Origin of the sequence: Kitasatospora sp. YST-16, from assembly GCF_026802215.1 — a bacterium.
Lineage (GTDB): Bacteria > Actinomycetota > Actinomycetes > Streptomycetales > Streptomycetaceae > Kitasatospora > Kitasatospora cineracea.
Window position 1 is genome coordinate 1,388,346 of the sequence record NZ_CP113837.1, and the last position, 17,922, is coordinate 1,406,267.

Consider the following 17,922-nt stretch of genomic DNA (forward strand, 5'->3'; position numbering starts at 1 on the left):
AACCGCCGGACGCGGCGGACGCGGCAGAACGGCCGGGCACGGCGGGCGCGGCGCATCGGCCGGACGCGGCGGAACGGCCGGGCGGATTGCGCGGCGGCCGGACGGGTAGCCGGGAGGCCGGGACCGCACGTCCCGAGCCCGAGGAGGCACCGATGACCGCACGCCGCGACCCCGCACCCGAGGACCGGAACGCGGACCGCAGCACGGGCCGGCGGAGCGGCGAGGGCGACCGCCGGTACGGGGACCGGGCCGCCGACGTCCGGCCGACCCGCGAGCCGGACCCGGACGTCCGCGGCCCGCAGGAGGGGTACGACGCGACCGCCGACGCCGCCCGCCGCACCGGCGCACCCGCCCCGGCCGACCGGGACCCGCACCCGGAACAGCCGGAGCGCCCGTGAGCGCGGCCCGGCGGCCGGTCAGGCCCCGGCTGCCGCTCCGGCGAGGAGGAGGGCGATCGCGTCGTCGACGAGGGCCTCGCCCTGGGCGGGCGTGATCCGGCGGGAGGTGACGAGTGCCGAGGCGCCCTGGACGGTCGCGGACAGGAGGAGGGAGAGCCGGCCGACGTCGGACGCCGGGTAGGCGCCCGACGCGACGCCCGCGGCCATGAGGTCGGCCAGGGCGGCGAACAGGCGCTCCGCGGCGCCGCTCACCGCCGCGGAGGGCTCTTCGGCCTTCGTCGTGAACATCAGGTCGAGCAGCGCCGGTTCCCGGACGGCGAACTCCACGTACGCCCGGGCCGCCGCACGCAGGGTGCGCACCTGGTCGTGGGCGGCGTCGGGGGTGCGGTCGGGGGCGAGGTCGTCGCGGGCCCGGGCGGCGGCCCGGCGGATCTCGTCGGCGAGGCGCAGGAAGCCGCGTTCCGCGAGCGCGTCGAGCAGGGCGCCCCGGTCGGGGAAGTGGCTGCGCGGGGCGCCGTGGCTGACGCCGGCCTCGCGGGCCAGTTCGCGGAGGGAGAGCGCGTCGAGTCCGCGCTCGCGGAGCACCTTCTCCGCCTGTTCGAGCAGCACGGCGCGGAGGTTGCCGTGGTGGAAGGGCCGGTGGGACATGGCCTCATCCTACTCAAAACTAGTCATTGACTAGTTTCTAGGCACTGCCTAGTCTCTGGGTGTCGGACACCGACGTACCGGACCGCCAACTCCAGGGAGCAGGGCCCCAGATGACCCACCCGAACACCGCGCTGTGGCTGCTGAAGCGGAGCGCGCCCTTCACCGTCGGCCCCGCGCCCTACACGCCCCCGGCGGCGGGCGAGGTCGTCGTCCGGGTGCGGGCGGTCGCCGTGAACCCGATCGACGGCCTCCCGGGCTTCCTGTACCGCCTGGCGCTGCCCTGGCTGGCCTTCCCCGCCGTCGTGGGCTCGGACGTCGCGGGCGAGGTCGTCGAGACGGGCCCGGGCGTGACCCGGCTGCGCCCGGGGGACCGCGTCCTCGGGCACGCGTTCGGCGTCGACGAGTCCCGCAACCGCCCGGCCGAGAGCGCCTTCCAGCACTACACCGTGCTCCTGGAGCACATGGTCGCCCCGCTGCCCGACACGCTCCCCTTCTCCCGGGCGGCCGTGCTCCCGCTGGCCCTCTCGACCGCCGCCACCGGCCTGTTCCAGCAGGACCACCTCGGCCTCGCGCTGCCCTCCGCCCGGCCCGCCGACCGTGGGGAGACGGTGCTGGTCTGGGGCGGCGCGACGAGCGTCGGGAGCAACGCGATCCAGCTCGCCCGCAATGCCGGCTACCGGGTGGTGGCCACCGCCTCGCCGGCCGGCTTCGACCACGTCCGCGCCCTGGGCGCCGCGCACGCCGTCGACCGCACCGCCCCCGACGCCGTCGAGCGGGTCCTGGAACTGCTCGACGGCGGCCCGCTCGCGGGCACCCTGGCGATCGGGGCCGGTTCGCTGCGCCGGACGGTCCCGATCGCGGCCCGCGCGACGGGCAGCGGGCGGATCGCCTCCACCCAGCCCGCGGTCCTCGTCCGCCTCCCGGCCCTGCGCGCGCGCCGACGCGGCGTCCGGGTCAGCGGCGTCTGGGGCGGCACCCTGAAGGACAACGAGGTCGGGCCCGCCGTCTACACCGGCTTCCTGCCGGCCGCGCTGGCCACCGGCGCCTACCGGGCCGCACCGGACGCCGCCGTCGTCGGCCACGGCCTCGACCGGATCCCCGACGCCCTGCGGGAGTTGAAGCGCGGAGTGCACGCGAAGAAGCTGGTGGTGACGCTGTGAAACCCGCGCGGCCCGCGCCGGTCCCGGTCCCCGGGCCCGCCCCCGCGACGGATCCCGGGCCCGCCCCCGCGACGGATCCCGGGCCCGCCCCCGCGACGGCTCCCGGCGCTCCCGGCGCGTCCGGCGCGTCCGGTCCGGGCGCTGTCACAGGCAGCTGACAGGCTGGCCCGATGAGTGAACCCACCACCTCGCCGCAGAACTTCTCGCCCGCCTGGGCCGGCACCGCGGGCCGGGCCGATCCGCCGCTGGTCGGCGACGAGCGGGAGATCCTGCTCTCCTACCTGGAGTTCCACCGCGAGACCTTCGCGCTGAAGTGCGCGGGCGTCCCGACCGAGCGGCTGTCGGAGTTCCTGGTGCCACCGTCCGGGCTGACCCTGCACGGGCTGGTCCGGCACCTGGCGGGGGTCGAGCAGTGGTGGCTGCAGATCCAGTTCGCCGGGGACGAGTCCCGGCCGCTGGTGTACTACTCGGACGACGACCCCGAGCAGGACTTCGAACGCCTCGACGGGGACTTCGACCAGGCCCTGGCCACCTGGCGCGCCCAGGTCGAGACCTCCCGCCGGATCGTCGCCGAGGCGCCCTCGCTGGACGCCACCGGCACCCACAAGGCCACCGGGCAGCCGGTGTCGCTGCGCCGCATCCTGGTGCACCTGCTCGCCGAGTACGCCCGCCACAACGGGCACGCGGACCTGCTGCGCGAACGGATCGACGGAGCCACCGGGTACTGACGGGCCCCGCGGCGCCGCCGGTGCCGTCCGGGGGCTTCCGGGCGGGGGGTTGTAGCCTGGGGGGGTGCTCCTACTCGTCAGCCGTCGCCACGTGGACCTGCTCCGCGTCACGAGCATGTCCTGTCGACGCTCCGGCTGACCTCACCCCTCCCCTCCGGCCCCCGCCCTCCCCCACCGGGACGCGCGGGCCCCCGTCTCCCCGGCCCGTCCGGCGTGATCCGCCGTCCCCGCCGGGGTCTTCACCACCGCGGACGCACCCCCATGACGCAGCAGCACCCCACCTCCCTCCCCGTCATCGACCTCTCGCTCGCCGACGGCACCCCCGCCGACCGGGAACGCCTGCACCGCGACCTGCGCGCGGCCGCCACCGGCGTCGGCTTCTTCCAGCTCACCGGGCACGGCGTCACCCCCGCCGAGACCGCCGCGCTGACCTCCGCGATGCGGGCCTTCTTCGCCCTCCCCGAGGCCGACCGGCTGGCGGTCAGCAACCTCAACTCCCCGCACTTCCGCGGCTACACCCGCACCGGCGACGAGCGCACCGGCGGCCGCCGCGACTGGCGCGACCAGCTCGACATCGGCCCCGAACTGCCGCCGCACGTCCCGGCCCCCGGCGAGCCCGCCTACTGGTGGCTGGAGGGACCCAACCAGTGGCCCGCCGCCCTGCCCGGGCTGCGCACCGCCGCCCTGCACTGGATCGACCGCCTCGACGGCGTCGGCCGCCGCCTGCTGCACGAGCTGCTCGCCTCGATCGGCGCCCGCCCCGACTTCTACGACGACGCCTTCGCCCCGCACCCCCACCTGCACCTCAAGCTGGTCCGTTACCCGGGCAGCGCCCCCGACGGCCCCCCGCAGGGCGTCGGCACCCACAAGGACTACGGCTTCATCACCCTGCTCCTCCAGGACACCGTCGGCGGCCTCCAGGTCGAACGCCCCGACGGCACCTTCCTGGACGTCCCCCCGCTGGACGGCGCCTTCGTCGTCAATCTCGGCGAGCTGCTGGAGGTCGCCACCGACGGCTACCTCAAGGCCACCTCCCACCGCGTGCTCTCCCCGCCCGGCGCCCGCGAGCGCTTCTCCGTCCCGTTCTTCTACAACCCGCGCCTGGACGCCCACATCACCCCGCTCGACTTCCCGCACGCCCACCACGCCCCCGGCATCACCCGGGACCCCACCAACCCGCTGCACGCCGAGTTCGGCACCAACGAGCTGAAGGGCTACAGCCGCGCCCACCCCGAGGTCACCCGCCGCCACCACGCCGAACTGCTCACCAGCGGCTGACCGGACCCCGCTCGGCCCGCGCCGGCCGTCCCCGGGTGTCCTGGTGCGGGGGCGGCGGCGGGTGCGACACTGCCGGTGTCACAGTGGGGTCTGGGTGAGGGGTCGGGTGTGGTCGACGGGCCGCGGTGGACGGTGGAGGAGCTGGCGGACCGGGCCGGGGTGACGGTGCGGACGCTGCGGTTCTACGGGGCGAAGGGGCTGCTGCCGCCGCCGGAGCTGGGGGCCCGGCGGGTGGGGTGGTACGGGGCGGAGCACCTGGGGCGGCTGGAGCTGATCGAGGAGTTGCAGCGGCAGGGGCTGACGCTGGCCGCGATCGACCGCTACCTGGCGCAACTTCCGCAGGACATCGGCGAGTTGGACCTGGCGATCCACCGGGCGCTGGTGGCGTCCTGGACGCCGGAGTCGGCCGAGGAGGCGAGCCGGGAGCAGGTGGAGCGGCGCGCCGGGCGGGCGCTGTCGGACGCGGACCTGGACTCGCTGGCGGCGATGGGCGCGCTGCACCGCACCGGCGACCCGGACGTGTTCAAGGTCGACCCGGGCCTGCTGCCGCTGGGGGTGCGGGTGCTGGACGTGCCGATCCCGCTGGAGACGCTGTTGGCGGCCCGGGCGGTGGTGCGGCTGCACAGCCGGGCGACGGCGCACGACCTGCACCGGCTGTTCCGGGACACCGTGTGGCGCCCGTACCGGGAGAGCGGCCCGGCGCCCGCGGAGCTGGAGCGGATGCGGGAGCTGACCGACCGGATCCAGCCGATGGTGGTGCAGGCGCTGGTGACGGCGTTCCAGCGCTCGCTGGCGGAGGAGCTGGCCCGCCCGGCGGAGTGAGGCCGCCGGGCGGGGCGGTCGACGGGGCCGCCGGCGGGGGCGGTCAGCGGTTGCGCTCGGGCGCGTCCGGGCGGATGCCGGCCCGGTGCATGGCCCGGGCGACGGCCTCGGCCCTGGTGCCGGCGCCGGGGTCGCGGTGGTGGTCGAGCAGGCCGTCGGCGACGGCGGCGGCCCGGTGCTGGCCGAAGCTGAGGCCGCGGCGGCCCGGCCGCGGGTCGGCGGGCTCCCAGGCGAGGGCCGTGCCGGGGGCCAGCGGGGCGGTGAACACCGAGGCGGCCGGGGCGAGTTCGCCGCCCCGGAGGCCGGCCGTGGCGGCCACCACGGTGTGCGCGGCAGCGGCCTGCCCGGCGCCGAGGTAGACCACCATGGCGTCCCGCCGGGGGTAGTGCCGGGGCTCCGAGAGGATCTTGGCCTGGTAGCGGACGCCGTCCGCCTCCAGCGCGCCGAGCACCGCCGTCCAGACCGCCTCGGCCGCCTCCGGCCGGGCCACGTGCAGGTAGACCCGGAGCAGCCCGCCGGCCGGCTGCGCGCCGCCCGCCGAGCCGTGCACCAGCAGGAAGCCGGGCGACAGCCAGGGGCGCAGCGCCGGGACGTCGGCCAGCACGGTGCTGCCCGCCGCCAGCACGGTGCCGCCCTCGGCCGCCGGGTCGGAGGCGTTGACGGCGTTGACGGCGTTGACGGCGTTGACGGCGGCGACTGCGGTGACGGCGGTGACCGGGACGGCCAGCCGGACGCCGCCGTGCGCGACCACCACGGCCGGGAGCTCCCCGGGGACGGCCGGGGCGGGGCCGACCACGGTGGCGGTGACCCGGGTGCGCCGGTGCGGGACGGCCCGCATCAGCGTGCGTTCGAGGTCGCCGCCGCCGCGCGGGCGGCCGGGCCGCCGGGCGTCCGGCGGGGGCGGCACGATGCCCGCGTGCCAGGACTCGTACAGGGCGTCGCGCAGCACGGTGCGGGCGTGCTCCGGCCGTTCCAGGTCGAAGCTGCGCTCGCCGACCGCGACCGTGCCGGGGGTGAGGACGACGGTGTCGAGCAGGTCGGCCACCGGTCCGGCCAGCGGGGGGAGGCCGGCCGGGGGCGGGAGGGGCGCGGTCGTGGTCGGGGCGGGCATCAGGGGGCCTCCGTGAGTCCGATCGCGGCGGCGGAGCGCTGCGGGGCGAGGATCAGGGTCCGGCCGATGCCGGCCTGGGCCCGGTCGAGGGGGTGCAGCCGGTTGGCGTGCCGGGCGCCGGCCAGGATCCGGTCGAACAGGTGCCAGCCGGCCAGCGCGGCGACCCGGTGCAGGTCGACGGGGGCGGGGGCGTGCGCCCGGTAGCCGGCCAGGACGGCCCGCACGGTGGGCCGGATGCCCTCCAGGGCGAGCCGGCCCTGCCGCATGATCGCGGCGTGCGCGGCCCGCGGGTCGTCGAGCGCGGGGTCCTCGTCCAGGCCGGTGGCCAGGCGGCGGACCGCGCGGTGCACGAACTCGCCGGTCAGGCTGCCCAGGTCGCGTTCGGGCGGGGCGAGCCGGAACTCCTCCCAGTCGGTGAGGTGCAGCCGGCCGTCGTGCCGCAGGAACTGGTCGAGCCGCAGGTCGCCGTGGCTGGGCACCCGGACGGGCGTCCCGGCGTCGCCGTGCAGCAGGGTGCGGACGGCGGCGGCGAGTTCGGTGTCGTGCTGGAGCAGCGCCCAGAGTTCGAGTTCGGCGGCGCTGGCGGCCTGCCAGGCCTTCTCGCTGAGGAAGTCCAGGAAGCCCAGCCGGGACGGGCCGGCCGGCGGCCCGGGCTCCTCGTCGGGCTCGGCGTCGGCGTCGTCGGGGCGGGGCAGGGCGTGCACCTCGGCGAGGGTGCGGCCCAGGGCGCGGGCCAGGTCGGCGGGGAGTTCCCCGTCGGGGGCCAGGTCGCAGAGCGGTTCGGCGCCGTCCAGGTGGGCGAAGACCACCAGTGCGGTGTCGGCCCGCACGCCGAGCAGTTCGGGGGTGTCCCAGCCGAGCGGGGCGCCGTCCTGCCGGGCCCGGGCCAGCACCCGGTCGAACCGGGCCATCCGGGCCAGCCGCTGCGGCACGTCGCGGCCGCCGAGCCGTTTGACGAACACCCGGCCGCCGCCGGTGGTGGGGCCGAACCAGTTGTCGTTGCGGCCCTGGTAGGCCCCGGCCTGCTCCTCCAGCAGGGCGCCCAGTCCGAGCTCGGCGAGCAGGTCGGCGACCTCCGGCGCGGCGGCGAGCGGCGGCGGTTCCAGGACGGTGCGGCCGGTGGCCGGAGCGGGCATCGCGGGTCTTCCCCTCGGGTCGGGCGGCGTCACGGACAGAGTGGCGCGGCTGGTGGCCGCGCCGGGCGGAACGGTGCCGCACACCCGCGGCGGTGTGCGGCACCGTGTTCGCCCCGGCGCGGGATCAGGCCAGGTAGCAGGGGATGCTGGTGACCGAGGTCTCCGGGGTGAGGATCGTCAGACCGGTCTCGGTCATGGTGATGGTGCCGATGATCTGCGGGGCGGCACCGGCCGCGACCAGCTCCTCGGGCGCGGTGTAGGTGCTGTAGCCGGCCAGCAGCTCGTCAGTGGCGAACAGGTCGTCCTGCACGGGGTCCTCCGATGGGACTCGTCGGTCGGCGTCGCGGTCGCGGCGCCGGGGCCGATCCTGGCCGGGGGCGGGCGGCGGGCGGATCCGGGAATCCCGCAGTCCGGCCGCGGGCCGGGGAGTGCGGGAAACCACGATGCGGCGGGGCGGCGGCGGGCCGCAGGATCGAGCGCACCGCCCGGCCGGGCGGGCGACGCGCCCCCAGCACTGGAGTCCCGCCCATGCGCCTCACGCTCTCCCGGAGCCGGAAAGCGGCCCGGGTGCCGTTCCGGCAGCAGCTCACCCCGACCGAGTGCGCGGCCGCCTGCCTGTCGATGGTGCTGGGCGCGCACGGCCGGCACGCGCCGGTCGCCGAGTGCCGGGAGCGGCTGGGTCCGGGCCGGGACGGGGTGGGGCTGACCCGGCTGGTGCGGGTGGCCCGGGAGTACGGGCTGGAGGTGGCGGTGCACCGCTCGCCCCCGCCGACCGGCGGAACGGACGGGGCGGGCGAACGGCCGGACGCCCTGCCGGAGTTGGGCGAGCTGCCGGCCGTCGCGCTGCTGGCCCGGCACCACCTGGTGGTGGTGGAGGCGGTGACCCGGCGCGGGGTGCGGGTGGCGGACCCGGCGCTCGGCCGGTACCGGCAGGACCGGGCGGAGTTCCGGCGGGCGTTCGGCGGGATCGCGCTGGCGATGCGTCCGGGGCCGGACTTCGAGCGGCGCCGGATGCCGTGGCGGCAGGCCCCGCTGCTGCGCTACCTGCGGGACTTCGTGGCCGCGCCGGCCAACCGGCGGATGCTCGCCTCGGTGGCCGCGATCGCCGGGCTGCTCCAGGTGCTGGGCCTGGCGCTGCCGCTGGCCACCCGGGTCGCGGTGGACCGGGTGCTGCCGGCCGGCGGCTTCGGCGCGATGCCCGCGCTGACCGCGGCGCTGGCCGGCACGGTGCTGCTGCACGGGGTGCTGTCGCTGCTGCGGCTGCTGCTGACGGTGCGGCTGCGGGTGCGGTCGGACGCCGAGCTGACCGAGGGCTTCATCGACCACCTGTGGCGGCTGCCGGTCCGGTTCTTCCTGCAGCGCTCGCGGGGCGACCTGCTGCTGCGGGTGCAGAGCGTCTCCAGCACCCGGGAGGTGCTGACCCAGCACCTGCTGAGCTGCACCCTGGACGGCGCGACGCTGGTGATCTACACGGCGGTGCTGACCGTCCTGGTGCCCGGCTACCTGCCCGCGGTGGCGGTGCTGGGGGCGCTGCAGGGCACGGTGCTGCTCGGCTCGTACACCCGGCTGCGGCGGCTGGCGCAGCGGGAGCTGACGGCGCGTTCGGAGGAGCAGGGCTACCTGGTGGAGAGCCTGGACGCGATGGTGCCGGTGCGGGCGAACGGGGCCGGGGAGCGGGTGCGCCGGCACTGGCGGGGCCTGTTCGACGGCTACCAGCGGGCGATGGCGGCCCGGGCGGGCACCGCGGCCTGGGTGCAGGCCGCCCAGTCGACGCTGGCGGTGCTGGCGCCGCTGGTGCTGCTCTGGTTCGGGCTGCGGTTCGTGCTGGCCGGGGAGCTGTCGCTGGGCACCATGCTGGCCGCGAACTCGCTGGCGCTGTCGGTGCTGGCCCCGGTGCAGACCCTGGTGACGGCCTCGCAGAGCTTCTCCACCATGCGGGCCCAGATCGAGCGGGTCTACGACGTGCTGGACACCCCGCCGCTGGAGCCGGGCACCGCCGACCTGCCCGGCTCGGGCCCGCTCGCGCTGTCGCTGCGCGACCTGCGGTTCGCGTACCACGAGGACGGGCCGCCGGTGTTGGACGGGATCAGCGCCGAGCTGCCGGCCGGCGGCAAGCTCGGCGTCGTGGGCCGCACCGGCTCCGGCAAGAGCACCCTGGGCCTGGTGATGCTGGGCCTGCTCGCCCCGCAGCAGGGCGAGGTGCGGCTGGACGGGGTGCGGGTGCAGGACGTCGACCCGGCCCGGCTGCGGGCCGGCTTCGGGGCGGTGCTGCAGGAGCTGCGGCTGTTCAGCGGCAGCATCCGGGACAACCTGCTGCTGGGCCGGCCGGACGCCTCCCCCGAGGAGGTGGAGCGGGCCTGCCGGGTGGCGGGCCTGCACCAGGACGTGGTCCGGCTGCCGATGGCGTACGACACCCCGGTCGGCGAGGGCGGCGCGGCCCTCTCGGCGGGCCAGCGCCAGCGGGTCGCGCTGGCCCGGGCCCTGGTCAGCCGGCCCCGGCTGCTGCTGCTGGACGAGGCGACCAGCCACCTGGACGCCCTGACCGAGCAGCAGGTGGACGCGGCCCTGGGCGAGCTGCGGGTGACCCGGGTCGTGGTGTCGCACCGCCTGTCGGCGATCCGCAACGCGGACCGGACGCTGGTGCTGGACGGCGGCCGGGTGGTCGACTCCGGCACCCACCTGGAACTGCTCTCCCGGCCGGGCCTGTACCGGGACCTGTTCGGCGAGCGGACCGGAGGCGCCGGAGGCGCCGAGGGTGCGGCCCGGCCGGTGGGCGTGGCGTCCTGACCGGCCGGGCGTCCGACGGCCCGGTGCGCGTCCAGCGTCCAGCAGTCAGCGTCCAGCAGTCAGCGGTCCAGCGGTCAGCGGTCCAGGGCGCGGGCCAGGGCGGCCCGCGAGCGGATGCCCAACTTCTGGTAGGCGCTGGTGAGATGGGACTCGACGGTGCGGACGCTGACGAACAGCCGGGCGGCCACGTCCTGGTTGGACAGCCCGTCGGCGGCGAGTTCGGCGACCTGCTGCTCGCGCCGGGACAGCGCGGGGTGCGGGGCCGGGCGGGCGGCCGGTCGCGGGGCCGGTGCCGGGGCCGGTGCCGTCCGCGGCGGGTCGGCCGGGTCGGCCGGGCCGGCGTCCAGGGCGGCGGTCAGCGCGTGCGCCCCGGCGCGGGCGAACAGCGTCCGGGCGCGGGCGGTCTCGGTGCGGGGGCGGCCGGGGTCGGGCAGGGCGGCGGCGAGCAGCAGGGCCTGTCCGGCCCGGACCGGCTGGCCGGAGGCTTCCAGGCCGTCGGCGGCGGCGTGGAAGGCGGCCAGCGCGGCCGGGTGGTCGCCGCGGTGGGCGAGCAGCCGGGCCCGGGCCTGGGCGGCGATCGCCCGGGCGCCGCGCAGGCCGGAGGTGCGGGCGGCGTCCTCGGCGCGGGCGACCAGGGCGGCGGCGGCCGGTTCGGCGCCGTCGGCGAGGTGGGCGGCGGCGGCGAGTTCGCACCGGTAGGGCAGCATCGGGTCGCGGACGCCGGGGTTGCGCAGGCCGAGGGCGGTCTCGGCCCGGTCGCCGCTCACCGGGTGGCCGCAGGCCAGGGCGACTTCGGTCTCGGTGTGCCGGACCACGCCCTGCCACCAGGCGACCGGCGGCTCGGGCAGGTCGTGCAGCAGGGCCAGGGCGTCCGCGGCGGCGGCCGGGCCCGCGGTCCACAGCAGCGGGCGGACCCGGAACGCGGCGGAGAAGGCGGAGATCTCGGCGCAGCCGGCCCGGTGCGAGAGGTCGATGGCCAGGTCGGCGGAGGCGATCGCCCGGTCGAGCTCGTCGGTGAACCCGGACAGGCAGGCCCGGACGGTGTGCAGGTGCGGCAGCAGGTAGCGCTGGCCGTGCCGGTCGGCGTCGGCGAGGGCCAGGTCGACGCGGTGCTTGGCGGTGGCGTGCTGTTCCAGGAAGAAGCAGCACCAGGCGTACTCGGGGACCACGCTGAGCACCCGCAGCCAGGCGGGTTCGCTGAGCGTCTCCAGCATCCGGGTGGCGGCCCCGGTGCCGTGCCGGGCGGCCCGCAGGTCGCCGCCGGCCACCGCGCACATCGCGGTGATGATCCCGGCGGCCACCGACTCCTCGGTGCCGGTGCTGCGGTCGGCGCAGGCGGCGGCCCGCCGGGCGGCCTGCTCGTAGCGGCCGTTCATCAGCTCGATCCGGGCGAGTTCCAGTCCGACGCCGTCGCCGTGCGGGAGGTCGCCGTTGGGCAGGTCGGCCGGGCCGGGGAGGGCGGGTCCGGTGCGGCCGGGCGGGTCGGCGGGGGCGGGCGGGTCGGCGGGCCGGTAGTCGGCGAACTCGGCGAGCCGCTGGTAGGCGTGGTCGGCGCGGCCCTCCAGCCGGTCGGCGAGGGCGAGCAGGGCGAGGGCGCGGCGGCCGGGCGCGCCGGGGGCGGAGACGGTGGGGCGCAGCACGGCGCGGGCGGCCGCGTACTCGCCGCGGACGATCAGGGCGCGGCCGAGGCCGGCCGCGAACTCGTGCTGGAGCGGGGTGCGGTCGCCCTGGTGGCGGACGGCCTGGAGGCCCTTGCGCAGCCAGCGGGCGCTGAGTTCGGGGGCGAGCGGCAGGGCGGTGGCTGCGGCCCGGGCGAGCCGGACGAGTTCGGCGGTGCGCACGTCGGGCAGGGCGTGTTCGATCTGGGCGGCCCAGCGCCACGGCGAGGGGTGGTGCTCGACCAGGTGGGCGGCGGCCCGGCGGTGGGCGGCGGCCCGCCAGGAGGGGCCGGAGAGCCGGTAGGCGGCGAGGTGGGCCAGCGGGTGGACGAACCGGAACCGGCCGCCGCCGCTCTCCAGGTAGCCGCGCCGCACCAGCAGGTCGAGCTGGGGGCCGGTCTCGTCGGCGGGGCGCTGGGCGACGGCGGCGATCTCGCGCGGGGCGGCTTCGGGGCCGAGCACGGCGGCGGCGCACAGCACGTGCCGGGCCTCCGGCGGGAGGGTCTCGAGTTCCCAGCGGATCGCGGTGTCGGCGCCGGTGTCCTGGGGGGTGCCGGGGCCGGGGTCGGCGGGCAGCCAGGTGGGCTGGTCGGGGTCGTCCCAGTCGGCGGCGGTGCGGCCGCTGTGCCGGGGGTAGGCGGCGGCGAGCGCGGCCAGCCGGGCGGGCGGGAGTTCGGCAAGCAGCCGCAGGTGGCGGGGGTTGCCGCGGCTGAGGCCGGCCAGCAGGGCGCGGGTGGCGGGGTCGGCGTCGGGGACGAGCCGGGCCTGCTGGTCCTCGTCGAGCGGGCGCAGCGGCAGGTGCAGGGCGTCGGCGGAGCCGAGGGTGCGGGCCAGGGTGTCGGGGCACTCGCCGCGCCGGTAGGCGAGCAGCAGCGGCGGGGCGCCGGGGGTGCGCAGGAGCCGGTCGAGGACGGCGAGGGTGTTGGCGTCGGCCCACTGGACGTCGTCGAGCAGCAGGAGGGTGCGGGGGGCGGCGAGGGCGGCGCGGACGGCTTCGGCGCAGGTCTGGCGGTGGCGCAGCCGCCACTGGTCGGCGGCGGGGCCGGCCGGTTCGTCGGCGGTGAGGGCGGTGGCGGCGTCGGTGTCGTGCAGGGCTTCGAGTAACAGGCCGTGCCGGACGTGCTGGTCGGCGGGTGAGCCGTGGCCGTGGTGGACCCGCCAGCCGGCCGCGGTGGCGTGCCGGTGGAGTTCCTGGAGCAGCCGGGTCTTGCCGATGCCGGGCGGTCCGTCGATCACCGCCAGGTGGCGCTGTCCGGTGCCGTCGAGCAGGTCGGTGAGCCGTCTCAGCTCCCGTTCCCGTTCGATCGGCGGCGTGGTGGCGGTCCGCCCCCCGTGCCGTTCGTCGAGTGCGCTGGTGTGCACGCCGGTGTTCCCCTCCGCACGCCGTGGTCTGTGTGGTCGGCCGTGCGCCGTGGGTGATCGGTGCGCGGCGGGGGCATTCCACCACGGGCGGACCGGCCGGAACCAGGGGTTCGGCCGGTCCGCCGGTGCGGCGCGGGCCGCGGGCGGGTCGTCAGTCGGCGTACCGTCCGCCGTTCTCGGCGAGGGCGGTCAGCGAGGCGGGCGGGGTGAAGCGGTCGCCGTAGGCGGCGGCGAGTTCGCGGGCGCGGGCGGTGAAGCCGGCCGGGCCGCCGGGGTAGCCGTTGACGTACTGCAGGACGCCGCCGGTCCAGGCGGGGAAGCCGATGCCGAGGATCGAGCCGATGTTGGCGTCGGCGACCGAGGTGAGGACGTGCTCGTCGAGGCAGCGGATCGAGTCGAGCGCCTCGGCGAACAGCATCCGCTCCTTCATGTCCTCGAACGGGATCTCCGCCCCGGGCCTGACGAAGTGCTCGCGCAGGCCGGGCCAGAGCCGGGTGCGGCGGCCGTTCTCGTACTCGTAGAAGCCGGCGCCGCCGCTGCGGCCGGGGCGGTCGAACTCGTCGAGCATCCGGTCCATGACGGCCTCGCCGGGGTGGGAGGTCCAGGTGCCGCCGGCCTCCTCGACGGCGCGGCGGGTCTCGTTGCGGATCTTGCGGGGCAGGGTGAGGGTGAGCTCGTCCAGCAGGGCGAGGACCTTGGCGGGGTAGCCGGCCTGGGCGGCGGCCTGTTCGACGGAGGACGGGTCGAGGCCCTCGCCGATCATGGCGACGCCCTCGTTGAGGAACTGGCCGATGACGCGGGAGGTGAAGAAGCCGCGGGAGTCGTTGACCACGATCGGGGTCTTGCGGATCTGCCGGACCAGGTCGAAGGCCCGGGCGAGGGCCTCGTCGCCGCTGCCCGGGCCGCGGATGATCTCGACCAGCGGCATCTTGTCGACCGGCGAGAAGAAGTGCAGGCCGACGAAGTCGGCGGGCCGGTCGACGCCTTCGGCGAGCAGGCCGATCGGCAGGGTGGAGGTGTTGGAGCAGAGCAGCGCGTCGGGGGCGACCACGTGCTGGACCTCCTGGAACACCTTGTGCTTGAGCTCGGGGTTCTCGAAGACCGCCTCGATGACGGTGTCGCAGCCGGCCAGGTCGGCGGCGTCCGCGGTGGGGGTGATCCGGGCCAGGAACGCGGCGCGCTCGTCCTCGGTCATCCGGCCGCGTGCCACCTGCTTGTCCAGCAGGCCCGCGCTGTACGCCTTGCCGCGGTCGGCGGCCTCCTGGGTGACGTCCTTGAGCAGGACCTCCAGGCCCGCCTTGGCGCAGGAGTACGCGATGCCCGCGCCCATCATGCCCGCGCCCAGCACCGCGACCTTCGACGCCTTCCACGCGGGCACCGAACTCGGGCGGGAGGCACCGGAGTTGACGGCCTGCATGTCGAAGAAGAAGGCCTGGATCATGTTCTTGGAGGTGGGCCCGCAGGCCAGCTCGGTGAAGTACCGGGCCTCGATGGCGAACGCGGTGTCCACGTCGACCTGGGAGCTCTCCACGGCGGCCGCCAGGATGTTGCGCGGCGCCGGGTAGGGCGCGCCGTTCAGCTGCTTGCGCAGGTTGGCCGGGAAGGCGGGCAGGTTGGCGGCGAACGCGGGGGTGCTGGGCGTGCCGCCGGGGATCTTGTACCCCTTGGCGTCCCAGGGCTGCAGGCTGGTCGGGTGGGCGGCGATGAACGCGCGCGCCTTGGCGTCCATCTCCTCGGCGGTGGCGGCGAGTTCGTGCACCAGGCCGTGCTCCAGGGCCTGCGCCGGACGGTACTGCCGGCCCTGCAGCAGCACCTTGAGCAGGGCGTCGGTGATGCCGAGCATCCGTACCGTGCGCACCACTCCGCCGCCGCCGGGCAGCAGGCCGAGGGTGACCTCGGGCAGGCCGATCCTGCTCCCGGGCGCGTCCAGCGCGATCCGGTGGTGGCAGGCCAGCGCGATCTCCAGGCCGCCGCCGAGCGCGGCGCCGTTGATCGCGGCGACCACCGGCCGTCCGAGGGTCTCCAGGCGGCGCAGCGCGCGCTTGATCCGCATCGAGTCGGCGAACACCTGCTCGGCGTCGTCCGGCCCGACCGAGGACAGCAGTTTGAGGTCGCCGCCCGCGAAGAAGGTCTTCTTCGCGGAGGTGACGATGACGCCGGCCAACTCCTCGGTGGCGGCGAGCCGTTCGACGACCGCTTCGAGCGCGTCGGTGAAGCCGGCGTTCATGGTGTTGGCGGACTGGGCCGGGTCGTCGAGGACGAGGGTGACCACGCCGTCCTGGTCCTGCTCCCAGCGGATGGGGCTGCTCACGTCGGTCATGTCTGCGAAGTCCTTGGGTGAGTACGTGAGTTGACGGGTGGTCAGGCGTTGATGCGTTCGATCACGGTGGCGATGCCCATGCCGCCGCCCACGCACAGGGTGGCCAGGCCGTAGCGCAGGTCGCGGCGCTCCAGTTCGTCGATCAGGGTGCCGATCAGCATCGCGCCGGTCGCGCCGAGCGGGTGGCCGAGCGCGATCGCGCCGCCGTTGACGTTCACCTGGTCGTGCCGGAAGCCGAGTTCGCGCATGAAGCGGAGCGCGACGGCGGCGAACGCCTCGTTGATCTCGACCAGGTCGATGTCGGCGGCGCTCAGCCCGGCCTTGGCGAGCGCCTTGCGGGTGGCGGGGGCGGGGCCGGTGAGCATGATGGTCGGCTCGGAGCCGGAGACCGCGGCGGAGACGATCCGGGCCCGCGGGGTGAGGCCGTAGCGCTCGCCGATCTCCTTCGACCCGATGGCGACCAGCGCGGCGCCGTCCACGATGCCGGAGGAGTTGCCGGCGTGGTGGACGTGGTCGATGGACTCCACCCAGTGGTACTTCTGCAGCGCGACGGCGTCGAAGCCGCCGAGCTCGCCGATGTCCGCGAAGGACGGCTTCAGCCCGGCCAGCGACTCCACCGTGGTGCCGGGGCGGATGAACTCGTCGCGGCCCAGCACCACCAGCCCGTTGCGGTCGCGCACCGGCACCACCGAGCGGTCGAACAGCCCGTCGGCCTGGGCCTTGGCGGCGCGGGCCTGCGACTCGGCGGCGAACGCGTCCACGTCGGTGCGGGACAGGCCCTCGACGGTGGCGATCAGGTCGGCGCCGATGCCCTGCGGGACGAAGCCGGTCTCGTAGGCGGTCATCGGGTCGGCGAACCAGGCGCCGCCGTCCGAGCCCATCTTGACCCGGGACATCGACTCGACGCCGCCCGCCAGGATCAGGTCCTCCCAGCCCGAACGGACCTTCGCCGCCGCCAGGTTGACCGCCTCCAGGCCGGACGCGCAGAAGCGGTTCTCCTGCACGCCCGCGACGGTGTCGGGCAGCCCGGCGGCGATCGCCGCGACCCGGGCGATGTCGGAGCCCTGGTCGCCGATCGGGCTGACCACGCCGAGCACGATGTCGTCGATCGCCGCCGGGTCCAACGACGGGAAGCGGCGCCGCAGTTCGTGGATCAGACCGACCACCAGGTCGATCGGCTTGGTGCCGTGCAGGGAGCCGGTCTGCTTGCCGCGCCCGCGCGGGGTGCGGATCGCGTCGTAGACGTACGCTTCGGTGGTCACGGTGGGGATGCCTTTCGGGCGGAGGGTCGGGGGCTGGCGGACTGGCGGGCTGGCGGACTTCAGGCGAGCAGGGAGCGGCCGATGATCTCTTTCATGATCTCCGTGGTGCCGCCGTAGATGGTCTGGACGCGCCCGTCGGTGAACGCCCGGGCGACCGCGCTGTCACTCATGTAACCGGAGCCGCCGTGCAGTTGCAGGCAGCGGTCGGCGGTGCGCTTCTGCAGCTCGGTGGCCCACCACTTGGCCATCGAGGCGTCCACCGGGGTCAGCGCGTACCTGTTGTGCTCGCTCACGCAGCGATCCACGAAGGCCCGGGTGACGGCGCACTCGGTGGCCAGCTCGGCGATCTCGAACCGGACGTGCTGCAGCTTGGCCAGCGGCCGGCCGAACGCGGTGCGCTGCTTCACGTACCCGGTGGTCTCCTCCACCAGCTGCTCGGCGGCGGCGATCGCGGCCACCGCGATGGCCAGCCGCTCCTGCGCCAGGTTGCGCATCAGGTACAGGAAGCCCTGGTGCTCCTCGCCCAGCAGGTTGGCCTTCGGGACCCGCACGTCGCGGAAGAACAGCTCGGCGGTGTCCTGCGCCTTCTGCCCGATCTTGTCGAGGTTGCGGCCGCGCTCGAAGCCCGGCATGCCGCGCTCCACCACCAGCAGGCTCAGCCCGTGCGCGCCGCCCTCCGCGGTGGTCTTCGCCACCACCACGACCAGGTCCGCCAGGATGCCGTTGGAGATGAAGGTCTTCGCGCCGTTCAGCAGGTAGTGGTCGCCCGCGTCGACGGCGGTGGTGCGGATCGCCTGCAGGTCCGAACCGGTGTCCGGCTCGGTCATCGCGATCGCGGTGATCAGCTCGCCGGAGCAGAACCCGGGCAGCCAGCGCTCCTTCTGCTCCTCGGTGGCCAGACCGGTCAGGTACGGGCCGATGATGTCGTTGTGCAGGCCGACCGCCAGCCCGCTGGCCCCCGCCCGGACGAACTCCTCCGCCAGCACCGCGGCGAACCGGAAGTCCGGGCTGCCCCCGCCGCCGTACCGCTCGTCCACGGCGGTGCCCAGCAGCCCGGCCTTCCCGGCGGCCAGCCAGGCGGAGCGGTCCACGATGCCCTGCTGCTCCCAGCGGGCGTGGTGCGGGACGACCTCCCGGGCGAGGAAGGCCCGGACGGTGGTGCGGAAGTCCTCGTGTTCCTCGGTGTAGAGCTCGCGCTGCACGGGCGTTCCCTTCGGGGCGCTGGCGGGTTCGTTCAGGAGGGCGGCGGGTG

The 17,922-nt window shown here is 76.2% G+C and carries 15 protein-coding genes; 7 read left to right on the forward strand and 8 right to left on the reverse strand.

Translation table 11 applies throughout. The features are described from left to right. The first annotated feature begins 152 nt into the window (after positions 1–152). Entirely contained in the window at positions 153–398 is a 246-nt protein-coding gene (locus OU787_RS06345; RefSeq protein WP_268658800.1) for a hypothetical protein, read from the forward strand. Positions 399–416: 18 nt separating this feature from the next. Here the strand turns inward: OU787_RS06345 and OU787_RS06350 are convergent, their stop codons facing one another. Beyond that, positions 417–1,046, reverse strand: coding sequence for a TetR/AcrR family transcriptional regulator (locus OU787_RS06350; RefSeq protein ID WP_030461950.1), 630 nt, complete (start codon positions 1,044–1,046; stop codon positions 417–419). 110 nt (positions 1,047–1,156) lie between these two features. On the opposite strand from OU787_RS06350, the gene OU787_RS06355 reads away from it, so the two are divergent. The 5 genes from OU787_RS06355 to OU787_RS06370 all read left to right on the forward strand — a co-directional run bounded on the left by OU787_RS06355 (position 1,157) and on the right by OU787_RS06370 (position 5,034). Then, complete coding sequence (locus OU787_RS06355) at positions 1,157–2,206, forward strand: zinc-binding alcohol dehydrogenase family protein (protein ID WP_030461951.1); 1,050 nt, start codon at positions 1,157–1,159, stop codon at positions 2,204–2,206. Between the two features lie 170 nt (positions 2,207–2,376). Then, positions 2,377–2,934 carry a DinB family protein gene (locus OU787_RS06360; RefSeq protein WP_030461952.1) on the forward strand — a complete coding sequence of 186 codons (558 nt, stop codon included), beginning with the start codon at positions 2,377–2,379 and terminating at the stop codon, positions 2,932–2,934. A 64-nt stretch (positions 2,935–2,998) separates the two neighbouring features. Then, positions 2,999–3,073 (forward strand): putative leader peptide, encoded by a 75-nt coding sequence (locus OU787_RS34785; protein ID WP_354644872.1) that lies wholly within the window; start codon positions 2,999–3,001, stop codon positions 3,071–3,073. 122 nt (positions 3,074–3,195) lie between these two features. Then, positions 3,196–4,212, forward strand: coding sequence for an isopenicillin N synthase family dioxygenase (locus OU787_RS06365; RefSeq protein WP_030461953.1), 1,017 nt, complete (start codon positions 3,196–3,198; stop codon positions 4,210–4,212). A gap of 108 nt (positions 4,213–4,320) precedes the next feature. Further along, positions 4,321–5,034: a MerR family transcriptional regulator gene (locus OU787_RS06370; protein ID WP_030461954.1), complete on the forward strand. Its 714-nt coding sequence runs from the start codon at positions 4,321–4,323 to the stop codon at positions 5,032–5,034. Positions 5,035–5,077: 43 nt separating this feature from the next. On the opposite strand, the gene OU787_RS06375 is transcribed toward OU787_RS06370, so the two are convergent. The 3 genes from OU787_RS06375 to OU787_RS06385 all read right to left on the reverse strand — a co-directional run bounded on the left by OU787_RS06375 (position 5,078) and on the right by OU787_RS06385 (position 7,591). Beyond that, positions 5,078–6,145: a T3SS effector HopA1 family protein gene (locus tag OU787_RS06375; protein WP_051817283.1), complete on the reverse strand. Its 1,068-nt coding sequence runs from the start codon at positions 6,143–6,145 to the stop codon at positions 5,078–5,080. Further along, positions 6,145–7,281: a class V lanthionine synthetase subunit LxmK gene (gene lxmK, locus OU787_RS06380; RefSeq protein WP_030461956.1), complete on the reverse strand. Its 1,137-nt coding sequence runs from the start codon at positions 7,279–7,281 to the stop codon at positions 6,145–6,147. Before lxmK ends, OU787_RS06375 begins: the two co-directional genes overlap by 1 nt. Positions 7,282–7,405: 124 nt before the next feature. Continuing rightward, positions 7,406–7,591 carry an LxmA leader domain family RiPP gene (locus tag OU787_RS06385; RefSeq protein ID WP_030461957.1) on the reverse strand — a complete coding sequence of 62 codons (186 nt, stop codon included), beginning with the start codon at positions 7,589–7,591 and terminating at the stop codon, positions 7,406–7,408. Positions 7,592–7,809: 218 nt separating this feature from the next. On the opposite strand from OU787_RS06385, the gene OU787_RS06390 reads away from it, so the two are divergent. Then, entirely contained in the window at positions 7,810–10,068 is a 2,259-nt protein-coding gene (locus OU787_RS06390) for a peptidase domain-containing ABC transporter (RefSeq protein WP_268658801.1), read from the forward strand. 74 nt (positions 10,069–10,142) lie between these two features. On the opposite strand, the gene OU787_RS06395 is transcribed toward OU787_RS06390, so the two are convergent. The 4 genes from OU787_RS06395 to OU787_RS06410 form a co-directional block, all read right to left on the reverse strand. Further along, positions 10,143–13,088, reverse strand: a complete 2,946-nt coding sequence (locus OU787_RS06395) for a helix-turn-helix transcriptional regulator (protein ID WP_268658802.1) — start codon at positions 13,086–13,088, stop codon at positions 10,143–10,145. 151 nt (positions 13,089–13,239) lie between these two features. Further along, entirely contained in the window at positions 13,240–15,408 is a 2,169-nt protein-coding gene (locus OU787_RS06400) for a 3-hydroxyacyl-CoA dehydrogenase NAD-binding domain-containing protein (RefSeq protein WP_268658803.1), read from the reverse strand. A gap of 41 nt (positions 15,409–15,449) precedes the next feature. Then, complete coding sequence (locus tag OU787_RS06405; protein WP_030461961.1) at positions 15,450–16,670, reverse strand: acetyl-CoA C-acetyltransferase; 1,221 nt, start codon at positions 16,668–16,670, stop codon at positions 15,450–15,452. A 59-nt stretch (positions 16,671–16,729) separates the two neighbouring features. Next, positions 16,730–17,872, reverse strand: a complete 1,143-nt coding sequence (locus tag OU787_RS06410; RefSeq protein WP_030461962.1) for an acyl-CoA dehydrogenase family protein — start codon at positions 17,870–17,872, stop codon at positions 16,730–16,732. Positions 17,873–17,922 lie beyond the last annotated feature (50 nt).

Excerpts from the sequence above, each read along its gene's own strand:
- OU787_RS06345 (WP_268658800.1), top strand. The coding sequence starts at position 153 with ATGACCGCACGCCGCGACCCCGCACCCGAGGACCGGAACGCGGACCGC.
- OU787_RS06350 (WP_030461950.1), bottom strand. The coding sequence starts at position 1,046 with ATGTCCCACCGGCCCTTCCACCACGGCAACCTCCGCGCCGTGCTGCTC.
- OU787_RS06355 (WP_030461951.1), top strand. The coding sequence starts at position 1,157 with ATGACCCACCCGAACACCGCGCTGTGGCTGCTGAAGCGGAGCGCGCCC.
- OU787_RS06360 (WP_030461952.1), top strand. The coding sequence starts at position 2,377 with ATGAGTGAACCCACCACCTCGCCGCAGAACTTCTCGCCCGCCTGGGCC.
- OU787_RS06365 (WP_030461953.1), top strand. The coding sequence starts at position 3,196 with ATGACGCAGCAGCACCCCACCTCCCTCCCCGTCATCGACCTCTCGCTC.
- OU787_RS06375 (WP_051817283.1), bottom strand. The coding sequence starts at position 6,145 with ATGCCCGCCCCGACCACGACCGCGCCCCTCCCGCCCCCGGCCGGCCTC.
- lxmK (WP_030461956.1), bottom strand. The coding sequence starts at position 7,281 with ATGCCCGCTCCGGCCACCGGCCGCACCGTCCTGGAACCGCCGCCGCTC.
- OU787_RS06390 (WP_268658801.1), top strand. The coding sequence starts at position 7,810 with ATGCGCCTCACGCTCTCCCGGAGCCGGAAAGCGGCCCGGGTGCCGTTC.
- OU787_RS06400 (WP_268658803.1), bottom strand. The coding sequence starts at position 15,408 with ATGACCGACGTGAGCAGCCCCATCCGCTGGGAGCAGGACCAGGACGGC.